We start from the raw sequence: 17625 nt of genomic DNA on the forward strand, positions 1-17625 counted from the left end.
CAAAAAAACTGCCGAAAGTGTAAAGGTTGATATGTATGAATGAAATATTGAAAATATCCAACTTAAGTAAAACTTTTGGGGAACGTGGTCCAAAGGTAAATGCTTTGAATGATTTGAACCTTGTCATAAAATCACAAAGTTTTACCTCTATTATCGGACGAAGCGGCTCCGGGAAAACGACCCTCCTTAATATAATTGGTGGTCTGGAGCCCCCCACTTCAGGAGAAATAAAAATAGGCGATATAAATCCCTATAAATTAAATGACAATGACCGCTCCAAATTTCGTCGGAGGCATATCGGATATATCTTCCAGTTTTTCAATCTGCTTCCGGAGCTTACTGTGTACGAGAATATTTGTCTTCCATCCTATCTGGACCACCGGTATCCCGACAAATGCTTTATTAAGAAGGTACTTGATAAACTTGCTCTGGAGTCAATGATTCATAAGTACCCGGCTGAACTTTCCGGAGGAGAACAGCAACGTGTTGCCGTAGCACGCGCCCTGTCCTGTAAGCCGGAAATTATTTTAGCTGATGAGCCGACCGGAAACCTGGATAAAAGAAGTGGATATGAGCTTATGGATCTACTGCACTATTCGTGCAGAATGTTTAATCAGACGATTCTCCTCGTAACACATGACCTGGAAATCGCCCGCACTGCCGATCGCATCGTCACGCTGGAGGACGGCCGCATTATTTCAGATATATCCGGAGATGCCCATGAAGAGTAAAAAGCAGGTCAGAAATACTAGGCTGAAGGGGTTGCAATCTCCCAATGTGGGCATATCCATTATCCTTTTTCTGATATTTCTATTTGGATTATCTTCGATTATTTACACCGACAGCTATAAACGAACATTAGAAGAGCAGCGTAAATTGACATATGGTTCATGGCACATAGCTGTTTATGATACTGATGAAGAAGTGTACCGGTCACTCAAAAACCATGCAACCGTTAAATCAGCCGGATATATGAAACTTTGTGGTTATGTCTTGAATCAGACACCTGACGGTGAAACCAATATTCTTGGTGCTGCCGGCTATGCAGAGGACAGTCTCATTGAAACCGGTAACATTAAGTTATTGGACGGCAGATTTCCAAGTGCAGAGAATGAAATAGCAATAGAAGCATCTGCTCTGAATCGTATGGGCTATTCCTATGAACTCGGACAACAGATTGCCATCACTATTTCCCATGAAGATGATAACGGCGAGAACATTAGCCGTACCCACATTTTTAAGTTGTGCGGAGTTGTAAAGAATTACTCATCCTTTTGGAAAAGTGATGGACATTGGCTCGCATCCTTTTTTGTTTATCCGAAGTTCTTTGATGAATGGCAGAATACCGAGCTCTATACATTTTCGGAGATTGAACCGGAATTTGCCGCAGACGTGGATTCCCTTTCAACCCTCTGCCTTAACCAAGGCTATTTTACAAAGAATGAGTTTACATATTTGCAGTATTCTGAACAAAACGAACCTGCCCTGAATTCTATGCTTCAACAGACAGTAATTATGCTGTCCGGCTTACTTTTTGTCCTAATTCTGATGAATTCTGATATCAGGCAGCGTTATAATAGTTTTATCATGATGCGGATACTTGGTGCCACGAAACCCCAGATCATTCAAACTTTTTTCAGAGAAAAGGCCAAGGTCGTATTTGTATCCTCTGGTTTGGGTATCCTCTCCGGACTGGTACTTCCATATCCGGTGTTCCTACTGATCAGCCATGTTTTTACTGGACCAGTTGCTTGTTATTTTGATGCCCTACACATTTTACGAATGATAATGATCCTATATGGCGGACTCGCGATTTCTCTTGTTCTTGGATTGATTGCCTTGTTCCGGATTCCACTTCGTGGGGCACCCGGGCAACAGGCGGTTTTCAAAAAACCTCGGAAGCACAGGAAAAAATTGCGTATCAATAATTTATTCTCCGTTTTTAATACAGCCGACCTCAGGCAGAGGCTTTTTTCGATATCGCTTACATTTATCGCCGCAGTCTTCATATATATTTTGTCATACCAGACATGGGATAGCTACAGTATCTACTCGCAATATCAAAGTAATTATCCAGAAGATTATTCCTTTGGAATTCTTGCTTCTAATAATCCGCCAATGGCTACAATGTCCGAAGAATCACTTGAGCAGGTCAAACTAGCTTATGGGGTCAAAGAGGTTCAGACTGTTTCTGTTTCAGATTATTATGGACTTTCATTTACCTCTGCATATGATACACAGTATGCGGAAGTGGTTCATGAATATTTGTTGGAAGACGTCAAGGAGCTGCCGGATACACCGGTCTCTGGATCATTCATCGGGGTATCAGATAACCTTCTACCGATCTATGTAAACGAAATCGATTCCGGTTTTCTTGACGAGGGGCTTGCAGAGAATGAAATTATTTTATATATCCCGAACTATTACAAGCAGAAAGATGGCAGTCTTCTTGTTCAGGAAGATTCTAAAATTGCAATGCCCGGAACGAAGCTAATATTTGAAGATCAAATTGCCGTGGGGGACTTTGTTCGGGTAAACGTGAATGGTGACATGAAAGATCTCAAAATTGCCGGCATTATTCGCTCATTTGATAAAAAAACACCTTTTTCTTATAATCCAATGCGTCCCTACAGCCTAATCTGCAGTCTGGATGCATACCGCCAGATGCTTGGATCCTGCAATTATGCTTATGTGCTGGTGTACAATGACACTACGACAATTCCGTATCAAACGGATGTCGAACTATCAAAAATCCAAACCGGATTATATTTTAATAATAATCGTGAGGTGCGTTCTGAACAGTCGCAGAATCTTTTGCTGCAACTGATCCTTTCGTTAGTTTTAAGTACGTCTGTTTTATTGGTCACAACAATCATACGATTTGGCATATATTCATTACATGAAAAACAGAAAGCGGAAAGATATCAGCTTTTGCATAAACTTGGATTGTCAAAACTTACTATGCTGAAAAACATGGTCCAAAATGCATTCTTTAACAGTCTGATTGGATGTGGTATTGCAGCTTTCGTATTGTTTGCATCCCTTTTTGTTCAGGAAGGAAGAGAACTACTTACATATGCCGATTATATAAAGCCAGATACATCAAGGTTTTTGCTGGATATATTTGTTCGTTACATACATCTTATGGAATGGCAATTTATTGTTATTCTTTTTGCTGGAATGCTCTTTTTGAACTTTCTAATACTTTTTATTCCTGACTGTCGACATATAACATGACATTCACTCTTAACTTTAGAACACACCAGACCGGAAGAAAGAGGCTGTCCCTTTTTTCGGCCTGGTGTGTTCACTGTGATTCTGTTTCTAACCACTTGTCTTTTCGATCAAATGTTATATTTGACGAAGAAGGTTTGCCATCTCGATGGCGCTCACGGCAGAGTCATACCCTTTATTGCCGGATTTTGTACCTGCCCTTTCGATGGCCTGCTCGATACTGTCAGTAGTAACCACTCCGAAAAGGACCGGAATGCCGGTCTGCATGGAGGCGGAGGCGATTCCTTTCGTTGTCTCTGCGCATACCAGGTCATAATGGGAAGTGCTGCCTCTTATGACTGCCCCAAGACATATTACGGCATCATATTTTTTGGATGCTGCCATTTTCTGGGCAACAAGAGGCAATTCAAACGCTCCCGGAACCCAGGCAATATCTATATCTTCCTCTGCGGCTCCATGCCGAATGAGCCCGTCAAGGGCACCCGACAGCAGCTTGGAACTGATAAATTCATTAAACCGTCCCGCTACAATTCCGAATCTTAAATCCTTTGCAATTAAATTTCCTTCTAATTTTCTCATTTTTCATACCATCCTTATAATATATTATTTTGAATAATCGAGTAAATGTCCCATTTTCTCCATCTTTGTCATCAGGTAGAATTTATCCTTTTCTCCCGGTTCTATCTGGATGGGGACTCTTTCCACTATGGAGAGACCGTAGCCATCCAATCCCTCTACTTTAAGTGGATTGTTTGTCATCAGGCGGATTTTTTTGATTCCCAGATCCACAAGTATCTGGGTGCCGATGGTGTAATCCCGCAGATCCGGGGCAAAGCCCAGTTTTTCATTGGCCTCCACGGTATCATAACCCTGTTCCTGCAGGCTGTACGCACGGATTTTGTTGATCAGGCCGATCCCCCTGCCCTCCTGCCTCAGATAAAGCAGAACTCCTCTGCCCTCCCGGCCAATCATTTCCATGGCCGTATCCAGCTGCTGCCCGCAGTCGCATTTGAGAGATCCGAAGGTGTCACCGGTAAGGCATTCGGAGTGCACCCGGCACAGCACGGGTTCTCCATCCTGTATATCGCCCATCACGAGAGCCACGTGTTCCTCTCCATTCAGCTTGTTCACATAGCCATACATCGTGAAGTTTCCGTATTTTGTGGGGAGCGTCGCTTTTGCAGCACATTCCACCAGGATTTCATGGGATTTACGGTATTCAATCAGATCCGCAATGGTTCCAATCTTTAAACCGTGTGTCTTGGCAAATTCCATCAGTTCCGGAGTCCGTGCCATGGTTCCATCCTCGCTCATGATTTCACAGCAAAGGCCGGCCGGCTTAAGTCCAGCCAGTTTTGCCAGATCCACCGTCGCTTCGGTATGCCCATTTCTTTCCAGCACGCCTCCATTCTTTGCTTCCAGCGGAAACATGTGTCCCGGTCTTCTGAAGTCCCCAGGTCTGGCATCTTCTGAAATGGCCTTCAAGGCGGTAACCGAACGTTCGAAAGCCGATATTCCCGTGGTGGTCTCCTCATGGTCGATAGAAACCGTAAATGCCGTCTCATGGTTATCGCTGTTCACCTTGCACATAGGCGCAAGGTCCAGTTTCTGCACCAGTTCACGGGACATGGGCATGCAGATCAGTCCCCTGCCGTATTTCGCCATAAAATTTATATTTTCAGGCGTGGCAAAGTCCGCCGCACACACCACATCTCCTTCATTTTCCCTGTCCTCATCATCAATAAGCAGTATGTTCTTGCCTGCCCGGATGTCATCAATCAGCTCCTGTGTCGTATTAAATTTCATTTATTGTCCTTCCTTTCCTTAAACAAATCCATTTTCCTGTAAAAAGTTTTCGGTTATTCGCTGCTTTTTCGTTTCCTTATTCTGCGGTCCTGCATACAGCAGTTTTTCCACATATTTCCCGATGACATCGCATTCAAGATTCACGGTATCATTGATTTTCTTCTTAAGAAGAATCGTTTCCTTCCCCGTATGAGGTATGACGGACACCTTGAATCCGGTCGGTTCTGTTCCTGCAACCGTGAGACTGATCCCGTCAATGGCTATAGACCCTTTTTCGATTACATACCGCAGAATATTTTCTTCTGCCCGTATGCTGACCCAGACTGCATTGTCCTCTCTGACCAGGTTCGTTATCGTTCCGGTCCCGTCTATGTGCCCGCTTACCAGATGGCCGCCGAGCCTTCCTCCCAGGCACATGGCCCGTTCCAGATTGACCGGGCTACCGGGATTCAATTCCCCCAGGTTAGACCTGCGGAGCGTTTCCGCCATAACGTCTGCGGTAAAAACTCCGGATTCCAGGCCGGTGACCGTCAGGCACACTCCGTTTACGGCAATGCTCTCTCCAACCTGTGTACCATCCAGCACCTTATCCGCATTGATGGCAATGGAAGAAGACTTTACACCTCTTTGTATCTGTCTTATCGTTCCTGTCTCTTCAATAATTCCAGTGAACATCTCACACCTCTTTGTCTATATATCCTTCGATTTTAAAATCCGAACCAATGCTTCCACAAGTAATATCCTTTAATCTGTATGCCATATCCAGTTTGTGGATTCCTTCTCCCCCCACTGGTGAAGGTGCTCCTGCGCCTCCGATGATTATCGGCGCAATGTAAATACTGGCCTTATCGACTATGCCCTCCTCGAGAGCGGAATAATTCAGGGTGGATCCTCCCTCCAGCAGCACGCTGTCAACTCCGTGCGTTCCCAGCGTTTCCATAAGCACCCTCAGATTCACCCTGCCATTTCGTTCCGGAATCATCAGCAGCTGTATTCCCATTGCGGACAATGCCTTCATTTTTTCTTCGTCCGCTCTATGGGTAGTGGCGATGACCGTAGGCGCCTCATCCTGATTTTTGAGCACTTTGGACTCCAGGGGAATGCGCAGGGTACTGTCCACGATGATACGGAGTGGATTTGTGCAGTTTTCTTTCCGGCAGGTCAGTTCCGGATCATCTGCAATAACGGTCTGGACCCCCGCCATTATTCCTGCATAGATTCCGCGGAGGCTGTGTGTTTCCAGCCTGGACTCCTCGCAGGAAATCCATCTGGATTCGCCTGTGCTGGTGGCTATTTTCCCGTCCGCGGACATGGCTGTCTTCAAATGCACAAACGGGGTTCTCGTGGTGATGAATTTCAAGAATACCTCGTTTAGCTTCATCGCTTCCCGTTTCAGCACTCCTGTTTCTGTCTGTATTCCAGCCGCTCTCAGTTTTTCCATTCCTTTTCCGGCCACCTTCGGGTTTGGATCTTCCATGGCGGCAACCACCCGTCCGAACTTCATCTCGATAAGTTTATCCGCACAGGGCGGAGTTTTGCCATAATGGGAGCAGGGTTCCAGACTTACGTACATGGTTGCGCCTTCCACGCTCTCTGTTGCGGAATTTATGGCATTAATTTCCGCATGGTTTTCTCCAGCTCTCTGGTGATATCCTCTTCCGATTACCCTTCCATCCCGGACAATCACGGCTCCCACCACCGGGTTAGGAGAAGTCTTGCCCAGTCCTTTCCCTGCCAGATCCAGGGCCTCCCGCATAAATTTCTCGTCCATATCCATAAAAATCCTCCCATGCATAAAAAAAACAGCCTCGAAATATAAATCTCGAGGCTGATAATGATTTAAAAAAGTATGCGCACAAAAAATCATGCAAATACAAATCTCTGCTTCTTCTCACATCCAGACTGTACTGTCGGTTTTGGAATTACACCAAATCAACCCTAAGGTTCGCGGACTATAACCGCCGGTCGGGAATTTCACCCTGCCCCGAAGAAATATTCAATTAATAACTATCTATAATGATACTGTCCAATCGCAAGATTGTCAATACCTGTTTACAGCAGCATGGTCAGCTGAATTCTTTTCTTGGCAACATCCACGCTTAAGACCTTAACATCGACGATATCCCCTACACTGACGACATCCAGAGGATGTTTGATATACTTTTCTGAAATCTGGGAAATGTGTACAAGTCCGTCCTGGTGCACCCCGATATCCACAAACGCTCCGAAGTCTATAACATTTCTGACGGTGCCCTTCAGAACCATTCCCGGATGAAGGTCCTGCATATCCATCACATCGGTACGCAGAATCGGTCCCGGCATCTCCTCGCGGGGATCTCTTCCAGGCTTCTCAAGCTCCTCCACTATATCCCTGAGCGTCAGCTCTCCAATTCCAAGCTCTCCTGCCGTCTTAGGATAATCCTTAATCAGCTTTTTCAGGCCCTGGGGGCTGCTTTTTCCGATGTCCTTGGGTTCGAGCCCCAGCATATCCAGCAGCTTCATGGCAGCTTTATAGCTTTCCGGATGGACACTTGTAGCGTCCAGAGGATTTTTCCCTCCCGAAATCCGCATAAATCCGGCGCACTGCTCAAAGGCTTTCGGCCCCAGTTTCTGCACCTTCAGAAGTTGGTTTCTGGCCGTAAACCTGCCATTTTCCTCACGGTAGTTCACTATATTTTTGGCTGTCGCCTTGGTGACTCCGGAGACATACTCCAACAGGCTTGCGGAGGCTGTATTAAGATCCACACCTACCTTGTTGACGCAGTCTTCCACCACACCTGTCAGTGCTTCACTCAGGTTTTTCTGGTTCATATCATGCTGATATTGGCCGACGCCTATGGCTTTCGGGTCAATTTTCACCAGTTCTGCCAACGGATCCTGCAGCCTCCTGGCTATTGATATGGCGCTCCTTAAGGATACGTCATAATCAGGAAATTCTTCTGTTCCCAGCTTGCTGGCAGAATAAACAGATGCCCCTGCCTCGCTTACAGTTACATACCGTACTTTGTCCTCTGTCTCCCTGAGCATTTCTGATATGATGACTTCTGATTCCCTGGAGGCCGTTCCGTTCCCCAGGGAAATCAGGGTGACTTTATGTTTTTTTATGAGCTTTTTCACAGTGGTTTTAGCTTCTTCCACCTTGTTCTGCGGAGCAGTAGGATAAATAACCGTTGTGTCCAGGGCCTTTCCCGTTGCATCCACAACGGCCAGTTTGCATCCTGTCCTGAACGCAGGATCCCAGCCCATAACCACCTGTCCCTTTACGGGAGGCTGCATTAGAAGCTGGTGCAGGTTTTTACCAAACACCTTGATGGCGCCGTCCTCTGCCTTCTGTGTCAGTTCACTGCGGATTTCCCTTTCAATAGCGGGGGCCGTAAGGCGCTTGTAGCTGTCTTCCAACGTCTCCCTGAGCGCCTCTTTTGTATGAGGATTCTCTCTGGTAATCACCCTTTTTTCCAGATAATTCAGGATTTTTTCCACGGGAGCTTCGATTTTAACCGTTAAGACTTTTTCATGTTCACCCCGGTTGATGGCCAGAATCCTGTGAGACGCCGCTTTTTGGATACCTTCACAAAAATCATAATACATTTCATATACGGATTCCTGTTCCTTATCCTTGCCAGACGTGGCAATCATACCTTCACCAAAAGTGGCTTTTCGTATATAGCTTCTGTATTCCGGATTGTCCGATACACTTTCCGCTATTATATCCATCGCCCCCTGCACGGCCTCTTCCGCAGAGGACACTGCTTTTTCCTCTGAAATATAGTCTTTTGCAAGCTCTAAAAGGGGTTTCTCTGTCCTTTGGAGCAGGATGATTTCTGCCAAAGGTTCGAGTCCTTTTTCCTTCGCAACGGAGGCTCTGGTCTTTCTTTTCTGCTTGTACGGCCGGTAAAAATCTTCTACCACCGCCAGAGTGGAGGCTTCGCCAATCTGTTTCTTAAGCTCCTCCGTCAGTTTCCCCTGCTCTTCTATTGCTGATAAAACGTGGGCTTTTCTTTCTTCAAGATTTCTTAAGTATTTCAAGCGCTCATCAAGGGCCCTTAATATCTCATCATCAAGAGATCCTGTCATTTCTTTTCTGTAACGGGCGATGAAAGGAATTGTATTTCCTTCATCGATAAGACTTACTGCCGCCTCGGCCTGTTTGTATCCGATATTCAGTTCGTCTTTTAAGACCTGTATTATATCCATCATTCTTCCAGTTTGAAGGCATTATGGACTGCCCTGGTTGCCCTGTCCGCATCCAGCTCGTCAATAAGTACCGTAATCCTGATTTCTGAGGTTGAAATCATCTTAATATTGATTCCCTCATTATAAAGTGCTTCAAACATTTTTGCTGCGACTCCCGGATCTGTCATCATGCCTGCTCCGACAATCGAAACCTTTGCCACACCTCTTTCGGACTCAACCTTTTGAGCTGTCATCTTGTCTTTATTTTTTTCTATGATTTGAATCGCTTCATCTAGGCAATCCTTTTCCACTGTGAAGGAAATGTCTTTTGTTCCGTCACGGCCGACAGACTGCAGGATAATATCAATATTTATATTTTCTTTTGCAAGCATATTGAACACTTTAAATGCTATGCCTGGCTTATCTTCCACACCGATTAATGATATTCTTGCCGCATTTTTATCGGCTGCCACTCCGCTGATTAATTTTTTCTCCACTTCCACTTCCTCCTTAACCACTGTACCTTCATTTTCATTTAAACTCGAACGGACCACCAGCTGTACATCGTATTTTTTAGCCAGCTCCACGGAACGGTTGTGCAGTACCTTTGCTCCCAGCGTAGCCATATCCAGCATCTCGTCGTATGTGATTTCTTCCAGTTTCCTGGCATTTGGGACAACCCTCGGATCTGCCGTATACACACCATCCACATCCGTATAAATCTCACAAAGATCTGCATGCAGGGCCGCTGCAAGAGCGACTGCGGTCGTATCGGAGCCGCCACGTCCCAGTGTTGTAAAGTCATCATATTTATCCATACCCTGAAATCCGGTAATAACAACAATTTTCTTATCGTCCAGTTCATGCTGGATTCTTTCCGTATCGATCCGTTTCAATCTTGCATTCCCGTGGACCGAGGTAGTATGCATCGCCACCTGGAACGCGTTCAGGGCAACGGCAGGGACTCCCAGCGCGTCCAGCGCTATTGAAAGGAGGGCGACAGACATCTGCTCCCCTGTAACCAGGAGCATATCCATCTCTCTTTTTGGAGGTGTTGGATTGATTTCCTTTGCCTTGGCGATCAGATCATCTGTCGTATCTCCCATGGCAGAAAGCACTACTACGACCTCATGACCTTTTTTATATTCCTCAATGCACCTTCTGGCGACGTTCATTATTCTATCTTTATCGGCAACTGAGGATCCGCCGAATTTCTTTACTATAAGCATTGTTTCCTCCTATATGTTTCTGGTTAAATTTCCAGTAATTTGTTAATGGCCATATGCCCCTTTTCAATCACATTTCCACTCGCTGCGGAATCTTTTTCATTATAATCCCAGGTATGCTTCTCGGGTCGGGTGCTGTCATAAAGCAGATATGGAACCGGTTCTGATGAATGCGTCCGAATCCGGATGGGTGTCGGATGATCCGGAAGAATCATCATACGGAATTCTTCCCCGGATTTTTGGAGACCCTCCAGGATCGGTTTGATGAGCCTTTTGTCCAGCAGTTCAATGGATTTGATTTTTCTTTCCAGGCTGCCCTGGTGCCCCATCTCGTCCGGAGCCTCTACGTGCACATATACAAAATCATATCCATCTTTCGTAAGGGCGTTCACTGCTGCCTCTGCTTTTCCTTCGTAATTGGTGTCAAGCCTTCCATTTGCGCCCTCCACGATGATATTCATCATGCCGGCTCCCACAGCGATGCCTTTAAGAAGGTCTACCGCAGAAATCATTGCTCCCCTTTTTCCCGTTTTCTCTTCAAAGGAGGTGAGCTGGGGTCTGGTTCCGGCCCCCCAGAACCAAAGGGAATTGGCTGGATTTTGGCCGTTCTTTATTCTTTCAGTATTTATCGGGTGGTGCATCAGGATGTCATAGCTTTTTTCCATCATTTCCCTGAGCTTTTTATCCGCAGGAAGATAGTCCTTGATTCTTCTTCCCAGGATATCGTGAGGCTGTGCAAGTTCCACGACCTGTCCTTTGTCCCACACGAGCAGATGGCGATAGCTTGTCCCTACGTAAAATTTATATTCTTCCGTCTCAAAAGCTGTACGTACAGCCTCCACAAGCTGTGCTGCCTCTTCCGTTGATATCTCTCCGGAACTGTGGTCAATCATTTCCTTCTCTTCATACGGTCCGTCGTCCATGGAAAGCGTCACCAGATTGCAGCGCAGCGCCACGTCCGTATCTTTCAAATCCACTCCGATGCTGAGGGCTTCCAGAGGGGATCTTCCTGAATAATACACGGAAGGATCGTATCCCAATACGGACAGATTCGCCACATCGCTTCCAGGACCCATCCCTTTCGGTATGGTATGGGCAAGGCCGATTTCCGAAACCTTGGACAGCATGTCCATTGTCGGAGTATCTGCGCACTCCATAGGCGTTTTATTTCCCAGCTCCTGCAATGGCTCATCCGACATTCCGTCGCCCAAAATTATAATATATTTCATCTTTAACCCTCGATTCTGATTCTGGTAATAATACCCTGTGTTTCATTCTGAGCCTCTTCAAATGCCTCTTCCGTCATGATGGAAGTTATGAATCCGAACTCATCCTTTAATTCATCCAGTTCAACCAGCTGTACTTTGCCGAATGCTTTCTCGACCTCCGCCAGCTTATCCTTCGCAAGTCCCTTTATCCGTACAAAGAATTGCTTCTTTGACTGCCTGATATCCGTAAATTCCAGTTTTTTGCTGCTCCAATGTGACATTATGTTGACATTGAGATGTTTCACGGCATCCACTATATCGGCCACGACCGCACTTGCGGTAGGAAGCTTGCCTGCTCCGCTCCCGTAAAACATAACATCGCCTATCACGTTTCCATTTACCAGAATTCCGTTAAAAACCCCATTCACACTGTGAAGAGGATGATTGTCATCTATCATCGCCGGAGCCACCATCGCGTAAAATTTGCTGTCCACTTTCTCTGCCTTGGCAAACAGTTTAATGGAAAGTCCCATGCTGTTTGCATACAGGAAATCCTTATCTGTAATCTTGGTGATTCCTTCCGTATATATATCTTCATAATCCGCACTCATCCCAAACGCCAGAGATGCAAGTATTGCAATCTTGCGGGTGGAGTCATATCCAAGGATATCCGCATCCGGATTGCGCTCTGCGTAGCCAAATTCCTGGGCCTGCTTCAGGGCATCTTTAAATTCCATCCCTTCCTTAGACATTTTTGTAAGGATGTAATTGGAAGTCCCGTTTAATACGCCCGTAATCTTTGTAATCTCATCGGCCGTCAGAGACTGATTCAGCGGTCTGATGATCGGGATTCCCCCGCCGACGCTGGCCTCAAAGAGGAAGTTCCTTTTATTCTGTCGGGCAATCTCCAAAAGCTCCGGTCCATATTTTGCCACAAGTTCCTTATTGGAGGTACATACGCTCTTCTTGTGCTGCAGAGCGGCTTTAACGAAAGTATATGCCGGCTCTGCGCCGCCCATAACTTCGGCGATGATTTCAATTTCAGGATCACTTAATATTACATTGAAGTCATGGACAATCTTGTCCTGAACCGGATCTCCGGGGAAGTCCCTCAGGTCAAGGACGTATTTCACGTTGATTTCCTCTCCTGCTTTTTTATTAATGCTGTCCCCATTTGTATTTAAAACCTCAATTATTCCTGAACCCACCGTGCCATAACCCAATACTGCTATATTTATCATATTTATGTCTTCCTCTCTTTTTATTATTTCTCGCTTGCCAGAATTTTCAGGTAGTGTACTCCCTTTGTCGCCTCAATTTCTTCAATCATCTGGGAAATGTCTTTCGGCGAAGGCAGTACCTCAATTGTCATTGTCAGAGACGCCGCACCGTTGATCGGTATCGTCTGATTTATGGTCAGAATATTCGCATTATATTCGGCGATGTGCTGCAGGATATAAGACAGGAGTCCCGGCTCATCGTTCATCTGCAGCATGAAGGTGACGGTTCTGCCCCTTGCATTGTCCGTAAATGGGAAAATATCGTCTTTATATTTGTAAAAGGAGCTTCTGCTCAGGCCCACCCTTTCGGCTGCTTCCTGAATGGTCAGAGTTCCGTTTGCTTCCAGAAGTTTTTTCACCTCTACAACCTTCAGAAGTACTTCCGGTACGGCTTTTTGTTTCAACACATAGTATTTGCTGCTCTCTCCCATTGTATTCCTTCCTTCTGTTTTTACACGAGAAACATTTGTCCTCAATAGAAAGATGTTATCATAAATACATTCTTGATGCAACCACTTTTTAAGTAAGAAAACACCAGAAAGATATACTCTTCTGATGTTTTCGGCCAGCTATTCGTTTTTGTTTTTGCCCTTGCTCAGGCTTATCCATTTTAAGTATGCATTTATAAACGGATCTATATTTCCATCCAGTACGCTGGCCGCATTTCCGACCTCTTCGTTCGTCCGGTGGTCCTTTACCATCGTATAGGGCTGCAGGACATAGGATCGTATCTGGTTTCCCCATCCAATGTCTTTCACTTCTCCACGGATGTCGGAAATCTTCTCTGCATTTTGCTGCTTGGCAAGCAGATACAGCTTTGCCTTAAGCATCTGCATCGCTTTGTCCTTGTTCTTGTGCTGTGAACGCTCATTCTGGCACTGTACCACAATGTTGGTAGGGATATGGGTAATGCGGATTGCAGAGGATGTCTTGTTTACATGCTGTCCACCTGCTCCGCTGGAACGGTAGGTGTCAATTTTCAGGTCATCCTCATTGATTTCTATTCCGGTGTCTTTTTCGATGTCCGGCATAATATCACAGGATGCAAAGGATGTCTGTCTCTTTCCTGCCGAATTAAACGGTGAGATTCTTACAAGACGGTGCACGCCTTTTTCTGACTTGAGGTACCCATACGCATTTTCACCGGAAATTTCAACAGTTATCGATTTAAGACCGGCTTCTTCTCCGTCCAGAAAGTCAATGACTTCCGTCTTATATCCTTTTCTTTCTGCCCATCTCTGGTACATGCGAAACAGCATGCTCGTCCAATCGCAGGATTCTGTACCGCCAGCTCCGGCATGGAGCGTCAGTATCGCATTATAGGAATCATACTCTTCCGAAAGCAGTGTGGTCACCCTGAGCGCTTCAAAGGATTCCACGAAACCGGCGAACATTTTCTTCGCTTCTTCCACCAGGGATTCATCATTTTCCTCTATCCCCATCTCAATCAGCGTTTCTATGTCTTCGAACTTTCTGTAAATACGGCTGTGTGATTCCGTCATTTTTTTAAGTTCATTTATTTCCTTCATCAGGTCATGAGAGGCATCCGCATTTTCCCAAAACTTAGGGTCTTCTATTATCCTCTCGATCTCAGAGATTCTGGCTTCCTTGACTGCGACGTCAAAGTGAATCCCTCAATTCTTCAAGCGGTTCCCTGTATCCGTTTAATTCTGTCTTTAATTGCTCTAACTCAACCACTTTATCACCTCTTTCAATTTTTAATTTTTGCCGCAGCACTGCTTGAATTTTTTTCCGCTTCCACATGGACAGGGATCGTTTGGATACACTTTCTGGATATCTCTCTTTTTAGGTTCCTTTACGAGAGAATCATCCTTATTTGTACCGGTCACCTTAGCCACCTGCTCGCGCTCCACCTTCTGTTCTACTTTTACATTGAATAGAAGCCTTACGGTATCTTCCTGGATTCCCTGAATCATCTCATTGAACATGTCATAGGCTGCCATCTTGTATTCCACAAGGGGGTCTTTCTGTCCGTATGCCTGCAGTCCCACGCCCTGTCTGAGCTGGTCTATGTCATCTATATGACTCATCCATTTAACATCGATTACTTTGAGCAGGACTACACGTTCAATCTCCCTTACCTGTTCAGGCTCAGGAAATTCTGCCTCTTTGGACTCGTAAAGTTTTACAGCCATTTCCTTCAAGGTCTGTTTCAGTTCTGCCTTCTTATATCCTTCCCCCTGTTCCTGGGTCAGTTCAACCGGCTTCAATGGTATCATCGGAAGAAGAACCTGGTTAAGCTCTTCGAGATCCCACTCCTGCGGAGGCAGGTCTTCGGGAATACATTTGTCCACTACACCCTCAACGGTGTCTACAATCATCTTGTAGACAGAATCTCTCATGCTTTCGCCATTTAACACCTGGCGTCTTTCAGAGTAAATGATTTCTCTCTGTTCGTTCATTACCTGATCATATTCAAGGAGATTCTTACGAATTCCGAAGTTATTGCTTTCTATCTTTCTCTGAGCTTTTTCAATGGCGCTTGAGAGCATCTTATGCTCAATCTCCTGTCCATCCGCAACTCCCAGTGTGTTGAATACGGACATCAGCCTCTCTGAGCCAAAAAGCCTCATGATGTCATCTTCAAGGGAAATGTAAAACCTGGATTCTCCCGGATCACCCTGTCGGCCGGATCGGCCTCTGAGCTGATTGTCTATACGTCTGGCCTCATGCCTTTCCGTTCCGATGATTTTAAGGCCTCCGGCTGCCTTTGATTCTTCATCGAGTTTAATGTCCGTACCACGACCGGCCATATTGGTTGCGATGGTGACCGCACCATGCCTGCCCGCTTGGGCAACAATTTCCGCCTCCTGCTCATGATACTTAGCATTCAGTACATTATGGGGGATTCCACGCTTCCTCAGAAGTGTGCTGATTTCTTCAGACGCCTCGATGGTTATGGTTCCCACAAGCACGGGCTGTCCTTTCTTTTGCGACTGTTCGATTTCTTCAATGACCGCACTCAGCTTTTCCCTGCGTGTTTTATATACCGCATCATCCCTGTCATTCCGGATCATAGGTCTATTTGTCGGGATTTCCACAACATCCATGCCGTAAATATCCCTGAATTCTTTCTCTTCCGTCAAGGCGGTACCCGTCATGCCCGACTTCTTGTCGTATTTGTTAAAGAAATTCTGGAAAGTGACAGTTGCCAGCGTTTTGCTTTCTCTCTTTACCTTCACATGCTCCTTTGCCTCGATGGCCTGATGAAGTCCGTCAGAATATCTTCTTCCGGGCATGATTCGTCCGGTAAATTCATCCACGATCAATACCTCTTCATCCTTGACCACGTAATCCTGGTCCTTGAACATCAGATTATGGGCTCTGAGCGCCAGGATTATATTATGCTGAATCTCAAGATTCTCCGGTTCTGCGAGATTTTCAATGTGAAAGAAGTCTTCCACTTTCTTTATTCCCTGTTCGGTCAGGTTCACGATTTTATCTTTTTCATTTACAATAAAATCACCGGTTTCTTCCACTTCTTCTTTCATGATGGCCGCCATCTTCGTCATCTCATGGCTTGCGCTGCCTCTTTCAAGCTTGCGGGCAAGAATATCACAGGCTTCATAAAGCTTTGTGGACTTTCCGCTCTGTCCGGAAATAATCAGCGGTGTTCTGGCTTCATCGATAAGAACTGAGTCGACCTCATCCACAATGGCATAGTGCAGCCCCCGCTGAACCAGCTGTTCCTTATAAATCACCATGTTGTCCCTAAGGTAATCAAATCCCAGTTCGTTATTGGTAATATATGTAACATCAGCTTGGTAGGCATCGCGTCTCTCATCATTGTTCATTGCGTTGAGGACCACCCCAACCTTCAGTCCCAAAAATTCGTGCACCTGCCCCATCCACTCGGCATCACGTTTTGCCAGGTAATCATTTACCGTAACAACGTGCACGCCTTTTCCAGCCAATGCATTCAGGTACGCCGGCAGCAGACATGTCTGGGTTTTTCCTTCGCCCGTCTTCATCTCCGCAATTCGTCCCTGGTGCAGCACAAGACCGCCAAAAAGCTGTACTCTGTAATGCTCTGTATTCAAAATTCGCCTGGCAGCCTCCCGGACCACTGCATAGGCTTCAGGCAGCAGGTCGTCCAACGTTTCTCCTGCCGAAAATCTCTTCTTAAATTCCTTCGTCTTATCTCTTAAATCGGCATCACTCAGCGCCGTCATCTGCGGCCTGAGACCTTCTATCTTATCCACTGTAGAGGTCAGTCGTTTGATTTCACGCTCGCTGTGCGTTCCAAACATCTTTTCGACAAGTCCCATTCTTATTCTCCTACATCTGTTTTTTCATATCATTTGTTATTGTAGCACTTTATAATAATTAGTTCAACAAAAAAGGCCCCCTTGACGGCAATGTCATTAAGTTAAGAGAAGACAAATAATACAACGAGGATTTCGAAATTCAGATATAGTCTTTTTCTGAGTTCGGAATCCTTTTTTGCTATATTCTTGAAGGTATATTAGATTTATATGTATGCCAAAAAGACAGATTGTCATCTGCCATTTTTAATAGTATTATTGTTATGGATTAAGCTACTCTGTAGAGGAATCCAACTGCGGTCTGGGATTTGACTTTACGAGGGTCTTGACGCCCAGGCCGTATTGGTAAAATATATTTCTGTATTAATGTAACGACATCCAATGACGTTACATTAATACACTTTAGATATCG

At 45.5% G+C, this 17625-nt stretch carries 13 protein-coding genes and 1 riboswitch; of the genes, 2 read left to right on the top strand and 11 right to left on the bottom strand.

What is annotated here, in order from left to right; genetic code table 11:
* Nucleotides 1–35: 35 nt before the first annotated feature.
* Nucleotides 36–731: an ABC transporter ATP-binding protein gene (locus tag BUA79_RS11105; RefSeq protein WP_073994495.1), complete on the top strand. Its 696-nt coding sequence runs from the start codon at nt 36–38 to the stop codon at nt 729–731.
* Complete coding sequence (locus tag BUA79_RS11110) at nt 721–3237, top strand: ABC transporter permease (RefSeq protein WP_073994496.1); 2517 nt, start codon at nt 721–723, stop codon at nt 3235–3237. The genes BUA79_RS11105 and BUA79_RS11110 overlap by 11 nt, the downstream gene beginning before the upstream one ends.
* A 114-nt stretch (nt 3238–3351) precedes the next feature.
* Here the strand turns inward: BUA79_RS11110 and ribH are convergent, their stop codons facing one another.
* From ribH to secA, 11 genes are all read right to left on the bottom strand, one after another.
* Nucleotides 3352–3813, bottom strand: coding sequence for a 6,7-dimethyl-8-ribityllumazine synthase (gene ribH / locus BUA79_RS11115; RefSeq protein WP_073994497.1), 462 nt, complete (start codon nt 3811–3813; stop codon nt 3352–3354).
* 24 nt (nt 3814–3837) lie between these two features.
* Complete coding sequence (locus tag BUA79_RS11120) at nt 3838–5040, bottom strand: bifunctional 3,4-dihydroxy-2-butanone-4-phosphate synthase/GTP cyclohydrolase II (RefSeq protein ID WP_073994498.1); 1203 nt, start codon at nt 5038–5040, stop codon at nt 3838–3840.
* An 18-nt stretch (nt 5041–5058) separates the two neighbouring features.
* Nucleotides 5059–5715: a riboflavin synthase gene (locus BUA79_RS11125; protein WP_073994499.1), complete on the bottom strand. Its 657-nt coding sequence runs from the start codon at nt 5713–5715 to the stop codon at nt 5059–5061.
* 1 nt (nt 5716) lies between these two features.
* On the bottom strand, nt 5717–6817 hold the full coding sequence (gene ribD, locus BUA79_RS11130) for a bifunctional diaminohydroxyphosphoribosylaminopyrimidine deaminase/5-amino-6-(5-phosphoribosylamino)uracil reductase RibD (RefSeq protein WP_330389262.1): 1101 nt from the start codon (nt 6815–6817) through the stop codon (nt 5717–5719).
* A 104-nt stretch (nt 6818–6921) separates the two neighbouring features.
* Nucleotides 6922–7036, bottom strand: a riboswitch (FMN riboswitch).
* A 56-nt stretch (nt 7037–7092) separates the two neighbouring features.
* The gene (locus BUA79_RS11135; protein WP_073994500.1) at nt 7093–9234 is read right to left on the bottom strand and encodes a Tex family protein; all 2142 of its coding nucleotides are present in this window, start codon (nt 9232–9234) and stop codon (nt 7093–7095) included.
* Complete coding sequence (locus BUA79_RS11140; RefSeq protein WP_073994501.1) at nt 9234–10442, bottom strand: aspartate kinase; 1209 nt, start codon at nt 10440–10442, stop codon at nt 9234–9236. Before BUA79_RS11140 ends, BUA79_RS11135 begins: the two co-directional genes overlap by 1 nt.
* Nucleotides 10443–10465: 23 nt before the next feature.
* Entirely contained in the window at nt 10466–11668 is a 1203-nt protein-coding gene (locus BUA79_RS11145) for a cofactor-independent phosphoglycerate mutase (RefSeq protein ID WP_073994502.1), read from the bottom strand.
* A gap of 2 nt (nt 11669–11670) precedes the next feature.
* Nucleotides 11671–12888: a homoserine dehydrogenase gene (locus BUA79_RS11150; protein WP_073994503.1), complete on the bottom strand. Its 1218-nt coding sequence runs from the start codon at nt 12886–12888 to the stop codon at nt 11671–11673.
* A gap of 23 nt (nt 12889–12911) precedes the next feature.
* Nucleotides 12912–13358 carry an ACT domain-containing protein gene (locus tag BUA79_RS11155; protein WP_073994504.1) on the bottom strand — a complete coding sequence of 149 codons (447 nt, stop codon included), beginning with the start codon at nt 13356–13358 and terminating at the stop codon, nt 12912–12914.
* Nucleotides 13359–13496: 138 nt separating this feature from the next.
* Nucleotides 13497–14625, bottom strand: a protein-coding gene (prfB, locus tag BUA79_RS11160; protein WP_143147915.1) for a peptide chain release factor 2 whose coding sequence is annotated in 2 segments (ribosomal slippage) — nt 13497–14549 and nt 14551–14625 — 1128 coding nt in all. Because the reading frame shifts where the segments join, the coding sequence is not laid out codon by codon here.
* Nucleotides 14626–14645: 20 nt separating this feature from the next.
* Nucleotides 14646–17216: a preprotein translocase subunit SecA gene (gene secA / locus BUA79_RS11165; protein ID WP_073994506.1), complete on the bottom strand. Its 2571-nt coding sequence runs from the start codon at nt 17214–17216 to the stop codon at nt 14646–14648.
* Nucleotides 17217–17625: the final 409 nt, after the last annotated feature.

Source organism: Parasporobacterium paucivorans DSM 15970, from assembly GCF_900141895.1.
GTDB lineage: Bacteria > Bacillota > Clostridia > Lachnospirales > Lachnospiraceae > Parasporobacterium > Parasporobacterium paucivorans.